This window comes from Aliisedimentitalea scapharcae (assembly GCF_045277565.1).
GTDB classification, from domain to species: Bacteria; Pseudomonadota; Alphaproteobacteria; order Rhodobacterales; family Rhodobacteraceae; genus Aliisedimentitalea; species Aliisedimentitalea scapharcae.
Map to the genome: position 1 here is coordinate 150,002 of NZ_CP123585.1, position 17,531 is coordinate 167,532.

The 17,531-nt window shown below is 58.2% G+C and carries 15 protein-coding genes; 6 read left to right on the plus strand and 9 right to left on the minus strand.

The features are described from left to right. Positions 1-178: 178 nt before the first annotated feature. Positions 179-1,120: a DUF1403 family protein gene (locus QEZ52_RS21375; RefSeq protein WP_343211824.1), complete on the plus strand. Its 942-nt coding sequence runs from the start codon at positions 179-181 to the stop codon at positions 1,118-1,120. Positions 1,121-1,122: 2 nt separating this feature from the next. After that, positions 1,123-1,722, plus strand: coding sequence for an SMC-Scp complex subunit ScpB (locus tag QEZ52_RS21380; protein ID WP_343211825.1), 600 nt, complete (start codon positions 1,123-1,125; stop codon positions 1,720-1,722). A gap of 5 nt (positions 1,723-1,727) precedes the next feature. On the opposite strand, the gene QEZ52_RS21385 is transcribed toward QEZ52_RS21380, so the two are convergent. Next, positions 1,728-2,102 (minus strand): CrcB family protein, encoded by a 375-nt coding sequence (locus QEZ52_RS21385; RefSeq protein WP_343211826.1) that lies wholly within the window; start codon positions 2,100-2,102, stop codon positions 1,728-1,730. After that, positions 2,099-2,482 (minus strand): CrcB family protein, encoded by a 384-nt coding sequence (locus tag QEZ52_RS21390; protein WP_343211827.1) that lies wholly within the window; start codon positions 2,480-2,482, stop codon positions 2,099-2,101. The genes QEZ52_RS21385 and QEZ52_RS21390 overlap by 4 nt, the downstream gene beginning before the upstream one ends. Positions 2,483-2,878: 396 nt before the next feature. Between QEZ52_RS21390 and QEZ52_RS21395 the strand changes: the two genes are divergently transcribed. The 3 genes from QEZ52_RS21395 to QEZ52_RS21405 all read left to right on the plus strand — a co-directional run bounded on the left by QEZ52_RS21395 (position 2,879) and on the right by QEZ52_RS21405 (position 6,254). After that, complete coding sequence (locus QEZ52_RS21395) at positions 2,879-4,180, plus strand: FAD-binding oxidoreductase (protein WP_343212026.1); 1,302 nt, start codon at positions 2,879-2,881, stop codon at positions 4,178-4,180. A gap of 15 nt (positions 4,181-4,195) precedes the next feature. Then, entirely contained in the window at positions 4,196-5,536 is a 1,341-nt protein-coding gene (locus QEZ52_RS21400) for an FAD-binding oxidoreductase (protein WP_343211828.1), read from the plus strand. A gap of 289 nt (positions 5,537-5,825) precedes the next feature. Further along, entirely contained in the window at positions 5,826-6,254 is a 429-nt protein-coding gene (locus QEZ52_RS21405) for a YqaA family protein (protein WP_343211829.1), read from the plus strand. 38 nt (positions 6,255-6,292) lie between these two features. Here the strand turns inward: QEZ52_RS21405 and katG are convergent, their stop codons facing one another. Next, the gene (gene katG / locus QEZ52_RS21410; RefSeq protein ID WP_343211830.1) at positions 6,293-8,482 is read right to left on the minus strand and encodes a catalase/peroxidase HPI; all 2,190 of its coding nucleotides are present in this window, start codon (positions 8,480-8,482) and stop codon (positions 6,293-6,295) included. 191 nt (positions 8,483-8,673) lie between these two features. Between katG and QEZ52_RS21415 the strand changes: the two genes are divergently transcribed. Then, positions 8,674-9,597, plus strand: a complete 924-nt coding sequence (locus QEZ52_RS21415) for a LysR substrate-binding domain-containing protein (RefSeq protein WP_343211831.1) — start codon at positions 8,674-8,676, stop codon at positions 9,595-9,597. 81 nt (positions 9,598-9,678) lie between these two features. Here QEZ52_RS21415 and QEZ52_RS21420 read toward each other — a convergent pair whose 3' ends face one another. The 6 genes from QEZ52_RS21420 to QEZ52_RS21445 form a co-directional block, all read right to left on the minus strand. Further along, positions 9,679-11,514: a BCCT family transporter gene (locus QEZ52_RS21420; RefSeq protein WP_343211832.1), complete on the minus strand. Its 1,836-nt coding sequence runs from the start codon at positions 11,512-11,514 to the stop codon at positions 9,679-9,681. A gap of 115 nt (positions 11,515-11,629) precedes the next feature. Continuing rightward, positions 11,630-12,640, minus strand: coding sequence for an Ldh family oxidoreductase (locus tag QEZ52_RS21425; RefSeq protein WP_343211833.1), 1,011 nt, complete (start codon positions 12,638-12,640; stop codon positions 11,630-11,632). A 15-nt stretch (positions 12,641-12,655) separates the two neighbouring features. Next, complete coding sequence (locus QEZ52_RS21430; protein WP_343211834.1) at positions 12,656-13,285, minus strand: DUF3726 domain-containing protein; 630 nt, start codon at positions 13,283-13,285, stop codon at positions 12,656-12,658. Then, positions 13,282-14,976 carry a hypothetical protein gene (locus QEZ52_RS21435; RefSeq protein ID WP_343211835.1) on the minus strand — a complete coding sequence of 565 codons (1,695 nt, stop codon included), beginning with the start codon at positions 14,974-14,976 and terminating at the stop codon, positions 13,282-13,284. The genes QEZ52_RS21430 and QEZ52_RS21435 overlap by 4 nt, the downstream gene beginning before the upstream one ends. A 32-nt stretch (positions 14,977-15,008) precedes the next feature. Next, positions 15,009-15,983: a membrane dipeptidase gene (locus tag QEZ52_RS21440; RefSeq protein ID WP_343211836.1), complete on the minus strand. Its 975-nt coding sequence runs from the start codon at positions 15,981-15,983 to the stop codon at positions 15,009-15,011. Further along, on the minus strand, positions 15,983-17,434 hold the full coding sequence (locus tag QEZ52_RS21445) for an aldehyde dehydrogenase family protein (RefSeq protein ID WP_343211837.1): 1,452 nt from the start codon (positions 17,432-17,434) through the stop codon (positions 15,983-15,985). The genes QEZ52_RS21440 and QEZ52_RS21445 overlap by 1 nt, the downstream gene beginning before the upstream one ends. Positions 17,435-17,531 lie beyond the last annotated feature (97 nt).

Sequence of the window (17,531 nt, forward strand, 5' to 3'; positions counted from 1 at the left end):
GAGTGTGTGGGCCGTTTCTGTCAAATTGCACGGTCAAAGGCAACGCGCGATCCCGTTATGCCCCGGTCGCGCGTTCAAGGCCCCCGAGGATGTGGCAAAAAATGGCCGGATCCCAAACTGCGGCGGTTCACCTGCATTTGGATGGCACCAAGCGCCGTGCGCTGTTAAGGTTTCCGGGATGAAACCTATCCTGCCCTTGTCCAACCAATCCACCGGCCATAGTGCTGAAATTCCTGCATGGGTTGCAGCCCGGCGTGGTGAAACGGCAGAGATGGCTGCATTTTCCTCTGGTGCCGCGTTGGCTGTCCTGCATCCGTTCGTCGCGCAGCGACATGCCAGCGTTCCGGGGGCGTTGTTGCGTCAAAGGTTGGCATTGCAGGCCACGGAATATTGCCTGACGCTGGAAGGGCGTCGCGATAGCCCCGGCGACATTCGCGATGCGGTATGTCTGCACCGTGCGGGCGAGGCGTTGGGACCGGCAGGAGAGGTGTTCTCGCTGTGGTCGCAGGCAACCCGTTTGCCGATGACCCACCGCAATTGGCTCAACCTGCTGACTGATCTGCTTCCAGCGACATTGGGGCCAGACGTTCCCGCGCTGGTGGCCGAGGCCGGACATGGGGATCCGGTCGGCGGGGCGACATCTGTTTTGGTGCAAATGTTGACCCGATGGCCGCGGGCGGAAACTGCGGCGTTGATCTGTGCCGATGTGGTCCTGGCACGGGCGTTGGGATGGTTCCAACCGGTACCATTACTGGGTTGGACCTTGCCGCGCAAATTGGTGCGGCAGGCCGCCGATGGGGAAAAAAATATGACCGGCTGTCACCAGGCTTTGACTCAGGCGGCAACCCAAGCCATTCGGATCGTACGGGATCTGGAGCGGCGCGCCGAACAGCTACGGGCGGCGGCCCCCAAGCTGCGGGCTAAGGCATCGGATGCGGCGGTCGAGTTGTTTCTGACACAGGACGCAGTTTTCCCTGGAACCATGCTGACACCAATCGTTCGGGGGACTTCACAGCCCATGACCGATCGGGCGGCCCGCCGTCTGTGCGACCGGCTGGTCAGCCTGGGTGTCATTCGGGAGCTGACTGGCCGACCCAGTTTTCGCATCTACGGGGTGTAAACATGGCCAGGAAAAAGGATACGTCAGATCTGGACCGCGAACTGAAGGATTTGCCGCAGGCGCAACGCTGGCGCGAATGGATGCATCGGATCGAAGCGGTGCTATTTGCCAGTGCCACACCGGTGCCGCGGGCAGATTTGGCACGTGTGGTTGGTCAGGGCGTGTCGGTTGACCTGTTGATCGACGATATTCAGGCGGATCTGGTGGACCGCCCCTACGAAGTGATGGCGGTTGGAGACAGCTGGAGCTTGCGGACCCGCCCGAAATTCGGTGTCGTGATCCGGGCCGCAGCGGATGTACGGGATCAGTCACTGGACCTTTCCGAGTTCGAAGTCGCGGTATTGGGCGCTATTGCCTATCATCAACCGTTGGACAGGGCCGGGTTGCAAGACATTTTTGGCAAGGACGTTTCGCGCGACGTGATCTCCCGACTTCGCCAAAACGAACTGATTTCGACGGGGCCGCGCAGCCCCCGCCCGGGTGCGCCATATACTTATGTAACAACGGAAAAGTTTCTGATGATGTTTGACCTCAAATCCTTGCGTGACTTGCCGGACCGCGAGATGCTGGAAGATGCCGGGTTGGTGCAGAAGATCGGATGAGCGGATCAGCCAAGCAAAGCGCCAACGCCCCATAGGCCCAACCAGAAACCGATGCCACACAGGATCAGGCTGAGTCCGATGTTGCCTGCCGCGGTCAAAACGCTGCGGTCGCGGTGCAATTTCAGGGTCTGATAGGCAAAGCTCGAAAAGGTGGTGAACCCACCGCAAAAGCCGAATACCAGTTGACGCTCTTCTTCTCCCATCGAAGGGAGGCCGCCCAGGTTGGCAATCCAGGCACCCAAAAGCAGGCTTCCCATGACATTTACGACAAGGGTCGAGACCGGCAGGTCATGGGTGATCGTCTGGGCAATCCAATGACGCAGGACAGCACCCAGCCCACCACCCAGTGCAAAGAGACCATGGAGATAGAGGTCATTCATGAAAATCGCCCCCCCCCATACATCCAGCGACCGATGGTCTCTCCGATCATGGCGGCACCCAGACCACACAGGATTTCCATACCCGGAGCGGTGATCACATGAATGCTGCCGTCGGCTGCAAACCGGGCAATCTCTGCCATAAAGGACGAAAACGTCGACAGCCCGCCACAAAATCCAACTGCTCCCAAATGCACGATATGGGCATGGACCCGGTGACGTATCGCATACAAATATCCCAGCACCAGACAGGCGGTGACATTGATGGCGAACGTTGCACTTAGAAATGGCAGGCCGGGGATTTGAGCAGAAAACACTTCGCGCAGAACCGACCCAAACGCACCGCCGACAAAGACAGCCAGATACATCAGCCCCCGGTTCAAGATATCTGTCCTCTTGTGTTTTGGTGGTCAGGTTAGATTGCTTTTTGAAGAGGCCGCCAAAGGCGTGCAAGAAGAAAACATGTTCGGTATATTGGTTTGGAGCATGATTGTGCTGGAAAACCTGTATTTGATCAAAACCCATGTGGATGGGTATTTCTTGTCAAGCTGTATCATACGGCACCAAGTTGGCAGGAAGTGGCTGGTTTGACAGAAAATGAGACCAAAAGACCTCCAGGTGCCGTCCGGCATTGATTGACAGGAATGATAATTTGATCATAAATTCGGTCAAACGTCGCCTCTGTCCATCCGGTTGCTTTGACCGGTGTCGACCTGCAACGCGAAATCGCAACACCTGACGCGCCGGGCCGTACCGGAGCGCATGACATGGGGCCCTCTGTGGATCTGTTGACCGTCAATGACCAACCGGGGGTCTATCCGGCCTCTTATTATGCAGCGTCCGCAACGCCGCTGGCTCCGTTTGCTCAGGCCCAGGGGCAACTGCAGTGCGATGTCTGTGTGGTGGGTGGCGGGTTCACAGGGCTGTCGACTGCGCTGCATCTGGCGCAGCGGGGATATGACGTGATCCTGATCGAAGCACAACGCGTCGGCTTTGGCGCTTCGGGCCGCAATGGAGGGCAGGTCGGGCAGGGGCAGCGGGTCGACCAGGAAGAACTGGAAAACATGCTGGGTGTTGATCACGCCCGGGCGCTTTGGGCCATCGCGAACCAGTCGGTCGATCTGGTCCGCGGCCTGGCCAAATCCGATTTTGTCCATGCGGACTTTCATGATGGGATCATTCACGCGGATCATCGCAAACGTTATGTGGCACACAGCCGCGACTACGTTCGAAAGCTGAACGACGACTATGGCTATGACAGGGTGCGTTTCCTGGATGCCGAAGAATGCCGGCACCTGGTTAACTCTCCTGCTTACTTTGGCGGATCCATTGATATGGAGGCCGGCCATATTCATCCCCTGGAACTGGCACTGGGGTTGGCCCGCATGGCAGTTGCGGCCGGTGTGCGGATTTATGAACAGACGCGCATGACCAACTTGGAGCATGGAACCCCGGCAACTGTAAATACCGATCAGGCCCAAATCCGGGCGGATCACGTGGTGCTGGGGTGCAATGGATATCTAGGAGATGTGAACCGTCACGTGGCCGAACGGGTGATGCCGATCAACAATTACATCATTGCCACCGAGCCCATGTCACCCGAGGCCCAAGAAAACCTGATCCGAAACAATCATGCGGTGGCAGACAGCAAATTTGTGGTGAACTACTTCCGGTTCTCAGATGACCATCGGTTGCTGTTCGGCGGCACCGAAAGCTATCGCTACAAATTTCCCGATGACATCGCAGGGGCGGTGCGCCGCCCGATGCTCGAAATCTATCCCCAACTCAAAGAGACCCGAATTGATTTCGCCTGGGGTGGGACATTGGGGATCACCATGAACCGGATGCCCCATTTTGAGCGGCTGGCAGGTAATGTGATCAGTTGTTCGGGATTTTCAGGGCATGGTGTGGCGATGGCCACCTTGTCAGGTCAGATCGCGGCCGAAACCATATCTGGTCAAGCCGAACGTTTCGACCTGATGGCCAAGGTGCCGACGCCGACTTTTCCGGGTGGCGCGGCGTTGCGATCCCCTCTTTTGGTTTTGGCGATGCTGTGGTTTTCCTTGCGCGACAAACTGTAACCGGAGGGGGTAGACATGAAGCGCATTTATGAACCCATGGCCTACCAGAACCGCCCGATCCGTGACCGGTTTTGGGACGACACAGTGCCCAAACAACGACCGGAATACCCGGAATTGACCGGTGAAGTGGTCGCAGAATTTGCCGTGATCGGAGGAGGTTATACGGGTTTGTCCGCGGCGTTGCGTCTGGCCGAGGCGGGCGCAGATGTCGTGCTGGTGGATGCCGAGACGCCCGGGTGGGGTGCCTCGGGGCGCAATGGTGGTCTGGTGTCCGTGGGCGGATCCAAGGTCGAGGACGACTATATCATTCGTCGGTTTGGCCAAACCGACGCACGGCAGTATTTCGAAGCCGAACGGGGCGGTGTGGATCTGGTCGATGGATATCTGAACCGGTTCGAGCTGGATGTTGACCGGCATTCCGAGGGCTATACCTCTGTTGCCCATACACCTGCAGCGATTTCCGATCTCAGGGCTTATGGAGAAAGCTATTCAGCCCGCTATGGGTTGCCCTACCGGTTTGTGCCCAAGGGTGAAATGGCCGAGCAGGGTATGGACAGTCCCGATTTTTACGCTGCGGGGCATTTGCCGATCGGGTTTGCGTTGAACCCGATGAAGTTTGTTTTGGGTTTGACACGTGCGGTCAAGGCAGCAGGCGTTCGCATGTTTTCCGACACGCCGGTCTCTGCGATTCATCGGGACGGGGCACATGTGTTGACCACGCCACAGGGGCAAGTCCGGGCAAACAAGCTGTTGATTGCCACCAACGGATACTCCAGCGACGACGTGCCCGGTGCGATGGCCAACCGATATTTGCCTGTGCAATCGAACATTTTGGTCTCCCGCCCCTTGAGTGATCAAGAAATCGCTGCCCAAGGGTGGTCCAGTCGCCAAATGTTCGTCGATACGCGGACATTGCTGCACTATTTTCGCCTGCTGCCGGACAATCGAATGATGTTGGGTTTGCGCGGCTCAGTGCGGGTCAGCGAAGCCCATTTGACCCGTACCCGGGCCATTGCCCGGGCGGATTTTGACCGGATGTTTCCGGCCTGGACGCATGTCGAGACGCCGTATTTCTGGTCAGGTCTGATTTGCATGACCCGCGATCTGTTGCCTTTTGCAGGGGCGTTGCCGGGCGCTGATAATATGTGGGGTGCCTTTGGGTATCACGGCAATGGCGTAACGATGGCAAATTACTCTGGGGCTTTGATTGCTGATCTGGCGTTGGGTCGCCGCGCATTGCCCCACCCCGATTTGATGCAGCGCCGGTTGCGCCGGTTCGAACTGGGTCCATTTCGGCGCTGGTCGCTACCACCCGCTTTTGCCTGGTACCGGATGCAGGATAATCGGCGCAATTAGGGTCATTTCAGGTACGGCGAAAAAGGGGTTAGTAGCTTCCCGGACTGGTGGGTTGGAAAGCGATTGTTCGCCTCTCCGGCACGACGGAAGACGGCCCTCAGACGGAGGGAGATCAACACCCCAACCGGGATCATGCACGGCATAACGCTGCCGGGCGCTCGTCAGGCAGTCAATGATGGTTCTCGTCGCGTCACAGAGCTACAAAGCGGCGATTGCAATGACACTGGGGAGCCAGACTTTTTGTGTTTGGAACATTTAATGGACCCCTGGATCCCGGGGGAAAGACGCCATGATTGGTTACCTGAGCCTATTTGCTTCGGCGTTGATCGCGGCGACGGTTCTGCCGATGCAATCCGAAGCAGTCCTGGTCGGACTGTTGTTAAACGGGAGCCATTCGGTGGGTGTCCTGTTGGGTGTGGCGACGGTAGGGAATGTTTTGGGGTCGTTAGTCAACTGGGTACTGGGTCGGTTTTTGCTACGGTATCGGGATCAACGCTGGTTTCCCGTCAATGATCAACAGCTGCACCGAGCACAGGGGTGGTATCATCGTTATGGTCGTTGGTCGCTTTTGGGGAGTTGGCTGCCGATTGTCGGGGATCCACTGACCGTGGTTGCCGGTGTGATGCGGGAGCCGCTGGTTCCTTTTTTGGTGTTGGTCACGGTGGCAAAAGGCACGCGATACCTGGTTCTGGCTGCTGCCACTTTGGCCTGGGTGTAAGTCGGGCGTGGGACGAACCCACGCCCGGTTGATCCCGGTCAGCTCAGGTCAAAGCGGTCCGCGTTCATCACTTTTGTCCAGGCGGCGACGAAATCAGAGACAAAGGCTGCCTGATTGTCGTTCTGGGCATACACTTCGGACAGGGCTCGCAATTGCGAGTTCGAGCCGAAGACGAGATCGGCCCGGGTTGCGGTCCATTTAACGTCACCAGTGCTCCGATCGTGACCGTTGAATGTACCGGGTGCATCTGCGCTGGCTTTCCATTCGGTGCCCATATCCAACACGTTTACAAAAAAGTCGGTGCTCAGCGTGCCGACCCGATTGGTGAACACCCCATGTTTGCTGCCACCGCTATTGGCACCCAGAACCCGCAGACCACCGACCAGAACGGTCATCTCTGGCGCACCCAATGTTAACAGCTGTGCCCGATCGACCAGCAGTTCTTCGGCCGAGACGCTGAACTGTTTTTGCTGATAGTTGCGGAACCCGTCCGCTACCGGTTCCAGAACGTCGAACCCTTCGGCATCTGTTTGTTCGGCCGTTGCATCACCACGCCCCGGTGCAAAGGGCACCTTGACATCATGGCCACCATCGCGCGCGGCCTGTTCTACCGCTGCCGATCCTGCCAGCACGATCAGGTCAGCCATGGTGATATGACCGGATCCGGCGTTGAAGGCGGTACGGACCCCTTCGAGAGTGTCCAGAACACGGGCCAGTTGCTCGGGGTCGTTGGCTTCCCAACCATTTTGCGGGGCCAGACGAATGCGGGCACCGTTGGCACCGCCGCGGCTGTCAGACCCGCGGAAAGTCGAAGCCGACGCCCAGGCGGTGGCAACCAATTCCGACACGCTCAGGTCCGCGTTCAGAACCGATGCTTTCAGCGCAGTGATATCCGCGTCCGTGACATTGGTGTCCGAGGCGGGGATCGGGTCCTGCCAGATCAGGTCTTCGGCCGGAACTTCGGCCCCCAGATAGCGCGCCTTGGGCCCCATGTCGCGGTGGGTCAGCTTGAACCAAGCACGGGCAAAGGCCTCGGCGAATTGATCCGGGTTTTCGTGGAAGCGTTTCGATATCGGGCCATAGATCGGATCCATGCGCATCGCCATATCGGCGGTGGTCATCATGGTCTTGACCTTCTGCGTCGCGTCATGCGCGGCAGGGGCCATGTCTTCTTCGGTGACGCCGACAGGTTCCCAGATCCAGGCACCCGCAGGGCTTTTGGTGAGGTCCCAGTCATAACCGAACAACAGGTCGAAATAACCATTGTCCCATTTGATCGGGTTTGCCGTCCAGGCACCTTCGATGCCGCTGGTGATGGTGTCACCGCCCTTGCCGCTGGCATGGGTGCTGAGCCAGCCAAAGCCCATGGCCTCGATTGGGGCTGCTTCGGGTTCGGGTCCGATATGGGACGGATCTCCCGCGCCATGTGCCTTGCCAAAGGTGTGCCCCCCGGCGACCAACGCCACAGTGTCCTCGTCGTTCATGCCCATGCGGCCAAAAGTGTCGCGGATGTCCCGGCCCGATGCCAGCACCTTTGGGTCGCCGTTGGGGCCTTCGGGATTCACATAGATCAGACCCATCTGCACCGCAGCCAATGGGTTTTCCAGATCGCGTTCACCAGAGTAGCGTTCGTCGCCCAGCCAGGTGTCTTCAATACCCCAATATATGTCTTCTTCTGGGGCCCATATGTCGGCACGACCCCCACCAAACCCAAAGGTCTTGCCGCCCATGGATTCAATTGCGCAGTTGCCTGCCAGGATCATCAAATCGGCCCAGGAAATCTGATTTCCGTATTTCTGCTTGATCGGCCACAACAGACGTCGCGCCTTGTCCAGGTTGCCGTTGTCGGGCCAGCTGTTCAACGGGGCAAACCGTTGGTTGCCGGTTGATCCACCGCCCCGACCATCTGCGCTGCGATAGGTGCCAGCTGCATGCCACGCCATGCGGATGAAGAACGGACCATAATGCCCATAATCTGCCGGCCACCAATCCTGGCTGTCAGTCATCAACGCATACAGATCCTGCTTCAACGCCCCCAGATCCAGCTTCTTGAATTCTTCGGTATAGTTGAAATCAGCGCCCATCGGGTCGGATTTCGGTGAATGCTGATGCAGGATTTTGAGGTTCAGCTGGTTTGGCCACCAATCGCGATTCGATCTGACGCCGTTGCCGACAGCCCCATGCATGACCGGGCATCCGCCCGAAGTGTTCATATCGTTTCCGTCCATAGTGTTCTCCGATCGTGGCTTAAAATGTTGAATCTTATTGAGGTCCAGGCGCCGCCTGGGTGCGGATGCATGTTTGTTCAGGGCATTGAAATTGGGTGGATGGCTCCTTTGGTGCGTGCTTAGAATAATTCTAGCAAAGGAAATTGATTGGATTAAGTTGCATTTTCTGATCGTAACGATAGGAAAAGGTTATGATCAACTTTACTCTCAGACAACTGCGCTATTTCGAGGCGCTGGCGCGCATCGGTCACTTTGGTCGCGCCGCTGATGACCGGTCGATTTCCCAGCCAGCGCTGTCAGTGCAGATCCGAGAATTGGAGGAATCGCTGGGCATGACGCTGTTCGAACGCAATGCCCGCCAGGTGAGATTGACGGGGTTTGGCGAAGAATTTGCGGTGCGGGTTCGCGACATCCTGCGCTCTGTCGAAGAGCTGGGCGAACTGGCGAGGGCATCGCAGGAGCGGTTGGTGGGACGTCTCAGAATTGGGGTAATTCCGACCATCGCGCCCTATATGTTGCCTCAGATCATTCGCGATTTGTCACAGTCGCATGGGGATCTTGATCTGCATGTACGCGAAACCCTGACACCGAACCTGTTGCAGGAACTGGCCGAAGGGCGCATCGACACGGCCATTCTGGCGCTGCCGATTTCTGATCCTGCCTTTGCCGAAGTTGATCTGTTCTCGGAGAATTTTGTGCTGATCCGCCCTGGTGTGGATGCCAACAAACCGGTGCCGGATCGGGACATGCTGCGCGAAATGCGGCTTCTCTTACTGGAAGAGGGGCATTGTTTCCGTGATCAGGCGCTGACCTTTTGCAATATCCAATCGGCACGTCCGCGGGAATGGCTGGACGGTAGCACACTGTCGACGCTGGTTCAGATGGTGAATGCCGGGATTGGCGTGACGTTGATCCCCGAGATGGCTCAGCAGGTTGAAACCCGGTCCGCTTCGGTGGCGGTGTCGCGGTTTCCGGAACCGCAGCCGTCGCGCAGCATCGGGATGATCTGGCGCAAGTCCAGCCCGCTTGCCTCACAGCTGACCCAGATCTCGGATGAAATACGCCAGTCGGCCCTGACAATGCGCGAAGCGCACGCAACGACGTTCAAGGGTTGAGAACGGAAAACGCGCGCAGGTTTGACCCTGCACGCGTTCCGGAAGAGTGGCCTGACCCGCAAAGGGTCAAACCCTTTGGCTTTATTCGGCTGCGCTGGTCGCCACGGCCGCAGCTTTGTCGCGCTGGCTGTCGCGGAACAATGCCTTGGCCAAGGCCACACACATCAGGCCCATGACCATGGTAAAGGGCAGTGCGCCGATGATCATCGCGCTCTTCAACGCTTCCATCGGATCGGCACCACCGTTGGTTTTACCTGCGATCAGCAAGGTCGCGATCACCAACGTCAACAACAGACCCCAAACGATACGGTGTTTGATGCCGGTTTGCTGTTCGCCGCCGGACATGATGGTGTTCATCACCAGAATGCCCGAGTCCGCCGACGTGACGAGGAAGGTCATGATCAGGACCACACACATGATGGTGATGGCCGACAGGAACCCACCCGAAATCATTTCACCCAAGGTGACAAACAGTTTCGCAGTGTTGGAGGCCCCGATGATGGCACCTTCGGCATTACCTGTCAGCTCCAGATCAATCGCAGTTCCGCCCAGGATGGTCATCCACGCGAAACAAACCATGGCAGGTGCGAACACGCAGCCGATGATGAATTCACGTACCGAACGACCTTTGGAGATGCGGGCCAAGAACAGGCCAACGAATGGCGAGAACGCGATCCACCAAGCCCAATAGAATGTGGTCCATCCGGCCTGCCAGCCGAATTGACGACCCTGTTCACCAGCCGCGTAGGCAGCGGTCAGAACTTCGTCGGACAGGTTGGCAGCTTCGCCTTCCAGGCCGGATTTGAACCCGGCAAACGATCCCCATGCATTGGTTGCACCACCGCGCAGCGCATCAGCATGCGGTGCGGCATCAGCAGGCAGCCCCGCCGCAAATGCGTCAGCAGACATTGGACTAAAGGCACCAAAAGACAGCGATACATAGTGCAGGATGTAGTCAACAAAAGCCGACACATAAGTCGACATGGCAAACAGGAACGATCCAAAGATAACAAAAGTCATCAGCAGGATGATCGACAGAACCAGGTTGAGGTTCGACAGGTATTTCACCCCGCGGCCAACACCCGACACGGCGGACAGGATCGACATGCTCATGATGACCAACAGACCTGCTACCAGACCGACTGTACCCGGTTTGGGTGCGTCACCAGTCATATCCATCATCCATTCCATGCCCGTGATGGCATACATGCCGTCGATGAACTGCGAGACACCGAAACCGATGGTCACGGAAACACCCAGAATGGTTGCCACAACGCCCAGGACGTCTACGACGTGACCCAGGAAGCCGTTCATCAGGCTACCGAACAATGGTGTCAGGGCCGACCGGATGGTCAATGGCATGTTGCGGGTATAGGCGTAGTAGGCCAACGCCAGGCCTGTGGTCACATAGATGGCCCATGCGTGGAAGCCATAGTGCAGGAACGTATAACGGTATCCAGATTGAACGGCCTCTTCGGTGTTCGGCGCGACATTGCCGGACAGGACTTCGGGGTTTGATCCCCACAGGCCCAGAGGTTCTGCGGTGGCGAAAACCATCAGGCCGACGCCCAGACCAGCCCCGAACATCATCGAGAACCATGAGAAGTTCGAAAACTCCGGTGCTTCACCCGGGGTTCCCATCACGCGTTTACCCGTGCTGGGCAGAATCGCGACAACCAAAAGGAAGAAGGAAAACAGGCCAACAATGATGATGTAGAAGGCATTGAAATCTTCCAGCAGGCGCCAGTTCAGGCTACCCAGAACGCCATTGGCGTTGGCTGGCCATATCAATGCCCAGATCACCAGCGCGACCATGATCCCCTTGCTCAGCAAGGCGATCTCGACGCTGTGACCTTCGTAAAAACCGCCACCAGCTTTGGGGATCTGGAGATCGGTAAAGGGTTGTTTGATAGACATGTGTTCCTCCCTGTTCACACAATTGTCCTAGTTTTCCCAATTGCGCCGTTTGCACTTGCTCTTGTCCGGTGGAAAACGGTCAAGAAACGACACATGTGTCGAGAAAACTGTCGTGTCAGAGCAGAATCGCGTTGATCCGCTCCAAAGTTGCGACGTTGACTGCAACGCCGTGTTCAGCGGACTTGCGCCGCTTGGCCTGACGTCCATCGCCAGGAAGATGGGCACCATCCTGTTCGTGGATGGCTGCCACCAGCGCTGACATGCGCGCGGCGAAATCGCCCTGCGATGTCTGGCCCGGGTCAATGGCGATAAAGAATTGTCCGGTTTTTGGGGGACCGCCTGCGGTGCCGGAAAACGGCGACGCATCTATGCCCAGCGTCGCGCCGGTCATTGCGGCGGCCATGATTTCGGTCAGCAGGGCGATGCCCACGCCTTTGTATCCACCCGAAGGGGCCATGGACCCTTTGAGGCCAACGTTGGGGTCCGTGGTGGGGTTGCCCTCGCTATCCAATGCCCAACCAACCGGGATCGATTTGCCTTCGCGGGCGTGTTTCATCACTTCGGATTTGGCGATGGTGCTGGCACTTTGGTCGATCAACAGGGCGGGTTGCCCGTCAGCTCCGGGGGCGGCGATGGAAAACGGATTGGTCCCGACAACGGGTTTGGACCCGCCCGAGGGCGCGATGGACGCAGGTGCATTGGTGAACCCCATGCCCAGCAGTCCGGCCTGGGCCAGCCGGTATGTATGGCAGCCCAGAACACCACAATTATAGCTGTTGTTGATCGCCAATGCGGCAATTCCCTGTTCCCGGGCCAGCGGGATCAGGGTTTCGAAACCCATGTCGATGGCTGCATGGGCGAACCCTGTGGCCGCATCGACTTTGACCACACCGGGGCGGGGTTGGGTCAGCACCGGTGTGGCCTGCCCATCAACCTTGCCACACTGCACATGTTCGCAATAAATCGGAATATAGGCCAATCCGTGGCTTGCAACGCCGTCCGCTTCGGTCTGGGCAGTTGCTGCGGCCAGCGGGCGGGCATTTTCTTCGGATGTGCCAGCGGCCATGAGGGCGCGCAAGGACAGGTCTTCGATCTCGGCAAGAGTCAGTGTTTTGGTTTCAATCATGGTGTCCTCGGCGTGTCAGTCGTTATCGGAGAGGCCAGCACCGGCCCCCTTGAGACGGGATTCTTCGGTTGCGGGGGCGTAGGTGCGCCCGGCTAGTTCGTTCAGATAGGTCCAGTCATTCACGTCCGGCGTCGCACGGCTGTGCTGGGCGACTGGCTGACCTATCTGCCCGCCCAAACGGACGGTGACGGTTTCGGCGATGGCGGTGGTTGGCATGTCCGCCGCGTCCAGCCTGGATCCATCTGTCGCGATTTCAACGCCACCCCAGCCAATGGTGACGGGCTGACCCAATTGACGGGCAGCCGCGGCGGCGAACGGAATCAATAGCTGCGGCGCGATGACGTTTTCCATGTGGATCTCGCCCTGTGGCAGCCGATAGGCGCAATCCGAGAGGCTGGCCCCAGCAATCAGAGCGCACAATCGGCCCGATGCCCCGTGCCAATTTCCATCCAGCGATACGGGAGCCATATCTGTGGCACGGTCTGTCTTGCGTAGCAAGCCGGCCAAGGCCGCGCATCCATCCATGCCCTGCGCGCACAGCCAACGGGTCGCTTTGGAAGCTTCTTCGGCCAAACCCCAAGTGTAAGCCGCGCCGCGTGTCGCTTTTTTGGCGGTGGCTTCGACTTCGTTCAATGCAAAACTCATTGCGCGCCCTCCAACTCGGGGTAGACCCAGCGATCAGGGTCGCTGGTTGTCAGATCATTGGGGTAGGGCGCGCCGCCATACATGCTGATGCGCACCCAGCGATCTGACCGCGGATCGAAATGGGTCGCCCCAAAGAACGCCAGCTTGCACCGCAGCATATCGATGGGCAGCACGGTTGAGCTGATGGTGTTGTCGTGGATTTCCGCATAAGGCGCGCGGGCATTGATCTGGGCGCGGCGCACCATGTGGCGGTGTTCGGGATGTTTTAGCAGGAATTCCGCCACCGGCGTTTCCGCCGGCCATTGGTTCAACGTCGCGTGTAATGCTGCAGCGTCACGGGCTGGTGCCAAAGGCTGTTCATAATCTGCCACCGGTTCTTCAAAACGTTCGCCCAGACGGGGTTCCAGCTTTTCCTCAGAGACATACCAGGCGCGGGCACAGTTCTGGGCGGCCTGCCAATCCGTGTTAAAACCCCAACCGAAACACCCGGACAATAGTTCGTTGACTTGACCAACGCTCATAGCGCCGTTGATGCGGAAGGCATTGGTGTCGAAATCAGCCATGCAGTCCGCCAATCCATCAACCAATTCGCCATATGGTTCCAGGATCAACGATGCGACCAGTTCCTGACCTTCTTCGCTCAGGTTCTGTTCTGCCCACGAATAGAGGCGGTTCCATGGGAGATCGTTGATCAGATCATCTGCCGCGACAAAGCTGTTGATCTTGTCCAGATCGGCACGCAAATCGGCCAGTTTATCAATTTGGATCGGGTGTTCGGACCGCCATAGAGCCACGGTTTTTTCCGACCGGCGCAATAGGTGACGGAAGGTGTCGACCTCTTCTGTGTTGGCGGTTTCAACTGAACGCACCCTGGCAATTGCCTCTTCGCGGGCCATGATCCAATTGTTGAACAGAACGGGGTGGTTGACGATATAGGGGGCCATGCCCAGCCCGGTTGAATTGCCAATGCCCAGTGACAGCGCAATATCCGGGTCGAGTTCAACAGCCGTGTCGCCACCACGGGCGTGAGCCATGTGATTGACCAGATCGCGCACAAACCATCGGGTTAGAAATACCGACAGCATTTCCACTTGGAATGGGACCATGGTTTCGGGCCGGTTGGCGGATTTTTCACGATCCGCCGCGCCCAACTTGCCCGACCCATAAACGGCGGTGGTGCGCATCAAATATCCAACAGCAGCGGTTTTTTCGCGATTGGGTTGGTGACCGGCGGCCAATGAGCTAACAAAATGCTCCCACAGGCGTACAGACCGGTTGGCGCGTGATACCGACAGTTCGGTCTCCTGCACGCGGCCCGCTTCCTGATGGGGAACGTTCTGGTGCAACCTGTCTATGTCGGCCTGGGTCGGAACTCCGTCAAACAGGGTGAATGTCGCGTCCCATGCGGTGGCAATCACCCGGTCCGAGCGCATTTCCGGCGGCAGATCATGTGCAAATGCGATCAGCGAATAGGTGCGATCCGGGCCGATGGCCGAAAAGACGGCGTGGCCAACGCCCTTGGCGTCGATCTCGAAAACCGGACGCTCAAAACGCCAGTTTTCGCGCGCCATGCGCCGGGTCAGGATGCGCATAAAGCTGAGGCGGCACTGATGCAGAGATCCCAGGCGCGACAATCGCATGACTGTCGCAGGATCACGCCGTGGTATGGTGGTCTGCGCGACTGTTTCCATATGGTCAAACCCTTGTTTATCAACCCCGGGGATTACCCTCGGGGGCCAAAGTTGTCGGCAAAGAACCTGTACCAGTTCCCGCCCATGATCCCGGCAACTTCATCGTTGCTCAGGCCGGTCGCGCGTAGTCCTGTTTCGATCTGTCCAAAGTGGCGGTTGTCTTCGAACCATGTCGGCATCGGAGGAAACCCCGGAGCCGACGCGGATCCTTCGCCATAGTCGATAACCTTGGACCAACGTCCGACGCGCATCCATTCCACGATGCTGTCGGGTTGGTCCTGGCAGAGGTCGGTACCAATCCCCAGTTGGCTTGCCCCATATTTTTCGGCCGTGCGTGCGATCATCTCGCAGAAACTGCTGAGCGTGCAGTCCGATTTATCCTTCAGGTGATGAGGATAGACCGAAAAGCCCATCATGCCGCCGTTTTCCGTCACTGCGCGGATGACATCATCCTTTTTGTTGCGCAGGGCGGGCGACCATTCATGCGGGTTGGCATGGGTGATCGCGATGGGGCGTTCGGAAATCTCGGCGGCCTCGATGGTCGAGCGGTCCGCCGAATGGCTCATGTCCACTACAAGACCGACTCGGTTCATTTCCTTGATGACCTGTTTGCCCATCCGGGTGATGCCGGTGTCTTCGGCTTCGTAACAGCCGGTGGCCAGCAAAGACTGGTTGTTATAGGTCAGCTGCATGAACCGCGCACCCAATGTGTGCACGATTTCCACCAGCCCGATGTCGTCTTCGATCGGGCTGGGGTTTTGAAAGCCAAAGAAGATGGCCGTGCGGCCTGTTGCTCTGGCTTTGTCTATATCGCTTGCCCACTGTCCCTTCATGATCAGATCCGGGTATTGTTCGAACCAGCGGTTCCACTGTTCGAAATTCAACACGGTTTCACGGAAATTTTCGTGATAAGCGATGGTGACATGGACCGCGTCCACGCCGCCTTCGCGCATCTGGCGAAAGATCTTTTCCGACCAATTGGCGTACTGCAAGCAATCGATACGCATTAAATGGGGCTCCCTGCCGAGATGTAGGCCGTTTTCACAGTTGTGTAGAATTCAGCAGCAGCCTTGCCCTGTTCGCGTGGCCCGTATGAGCTGTCCCCGCGCCCGCCGAACGGCACGTGATAGTCGGTGCCAGCGGTGGGCAGGTTGACCGTGACAACGCCGGTGCGCGCGTTGCGGCGGAAGTGCGTGGCCCGGGCCAGCGACTGGGTCACGATGCCCGAGGTCAGGCCAAAGTTGGTGTCATTGACGACGCTCAGCGCCTCTTCATAGCTGTCGACCTTGATGACGGATGTCAGCGGGGCAAACATCTCTTCGCGGTTGATGCGCATGGTGTTGTTGGTGTTCAGGAATACGCCGGGGGACATGTAAAATCCGTCGTGCGGCATTTCCAGGCGCTGACCACCACAGGCCAGTTCGGCACCTTCGGATTTGCCCAGATCCACATAGGCCAGGTTTTCGCTCAGCTGCTGCTGGCTGACGACGGGGCCCATTTGGATGCCGTCGGACAGCGCGTGGCCGACTTTCATTGCCTGCGCGCCTGCAACCAGCTTTTCCACAAACGCATCGTGCACGGCGGCATGAACCACCAAACGCGAGCTGGCTGTGCATTTCTGACCAGTGCTGCCAAAGGCACCGCCCAGGGCCAGGGTGACGGCCAGATCAACGTCGGCATCATCCATGACAGCCAGCGCGTTTTTCGACCCCATTTCCATCTGAACCTTGGTCAGGTTCTGGATTGCAGCCGCAGCGATACCTTTGCCGACCGGAACCGAGCCGGTAAAGGTGATGGCGTCGACCTTGGGGCTTTCGACCAGGCGCTGGCCGATGCTGCGGCCCGACCCCATGACCAACGAGAACAGACCCTTGGGGATGTCCTGACGGTTGATGATTTCGGTCAGGGCCACAGCGGACGCGGGGGTGATGTTCGCAGGTTTCCATACCACAGCGTTGCCATAACACAGCGCTGGCGCGATCTTCCATGATGCGGTCGCGGTGGGAAAGTTCCAGGGGCTGATGATGGCGACGGTACCCACCGCTTCGCGGCGCACGTCGACTTCGACGCCTGGGCGGACGCTATCGGCGTTTTCGCCCAGCTGACGCAGGCATTCGGCGGCGTAATAGGTAAAGAACTGACCGGCGCGATAAACCTCGCCTTTGCCTTCGGCAAAGGGCTTGCCTTCTTCACGGCTGAGCAGTGTGCCCAGCTCTTCGGCGCGGGCCATCAGCTCGTTGCCGATGTTCATCAGGACGGCCTGTTTGCGTTCCATGCCGTAGGCGGCCCATTCGGCCTGTGCGATCCGCGCCTGATCCAGCGTCGCATCCAACTGATCGGCGCTGGCTTGGGCAAAGATGCCGACCAGATCGCTCAAATCCGAAGGGTTGCGGTTTTCGATTTCGCTTTCGCCTGTCAGCCATTCGCCAGCGATCAGGTTCAGTTTCGTATCAGCCATTACCAGGGTCCACACATGTCTAAGAGATGGGGCAGGATGGACTCGGGGACCAATATCAGTCAAATTCAAACTGTTTAATTCGGTTTCAGGAAAATTG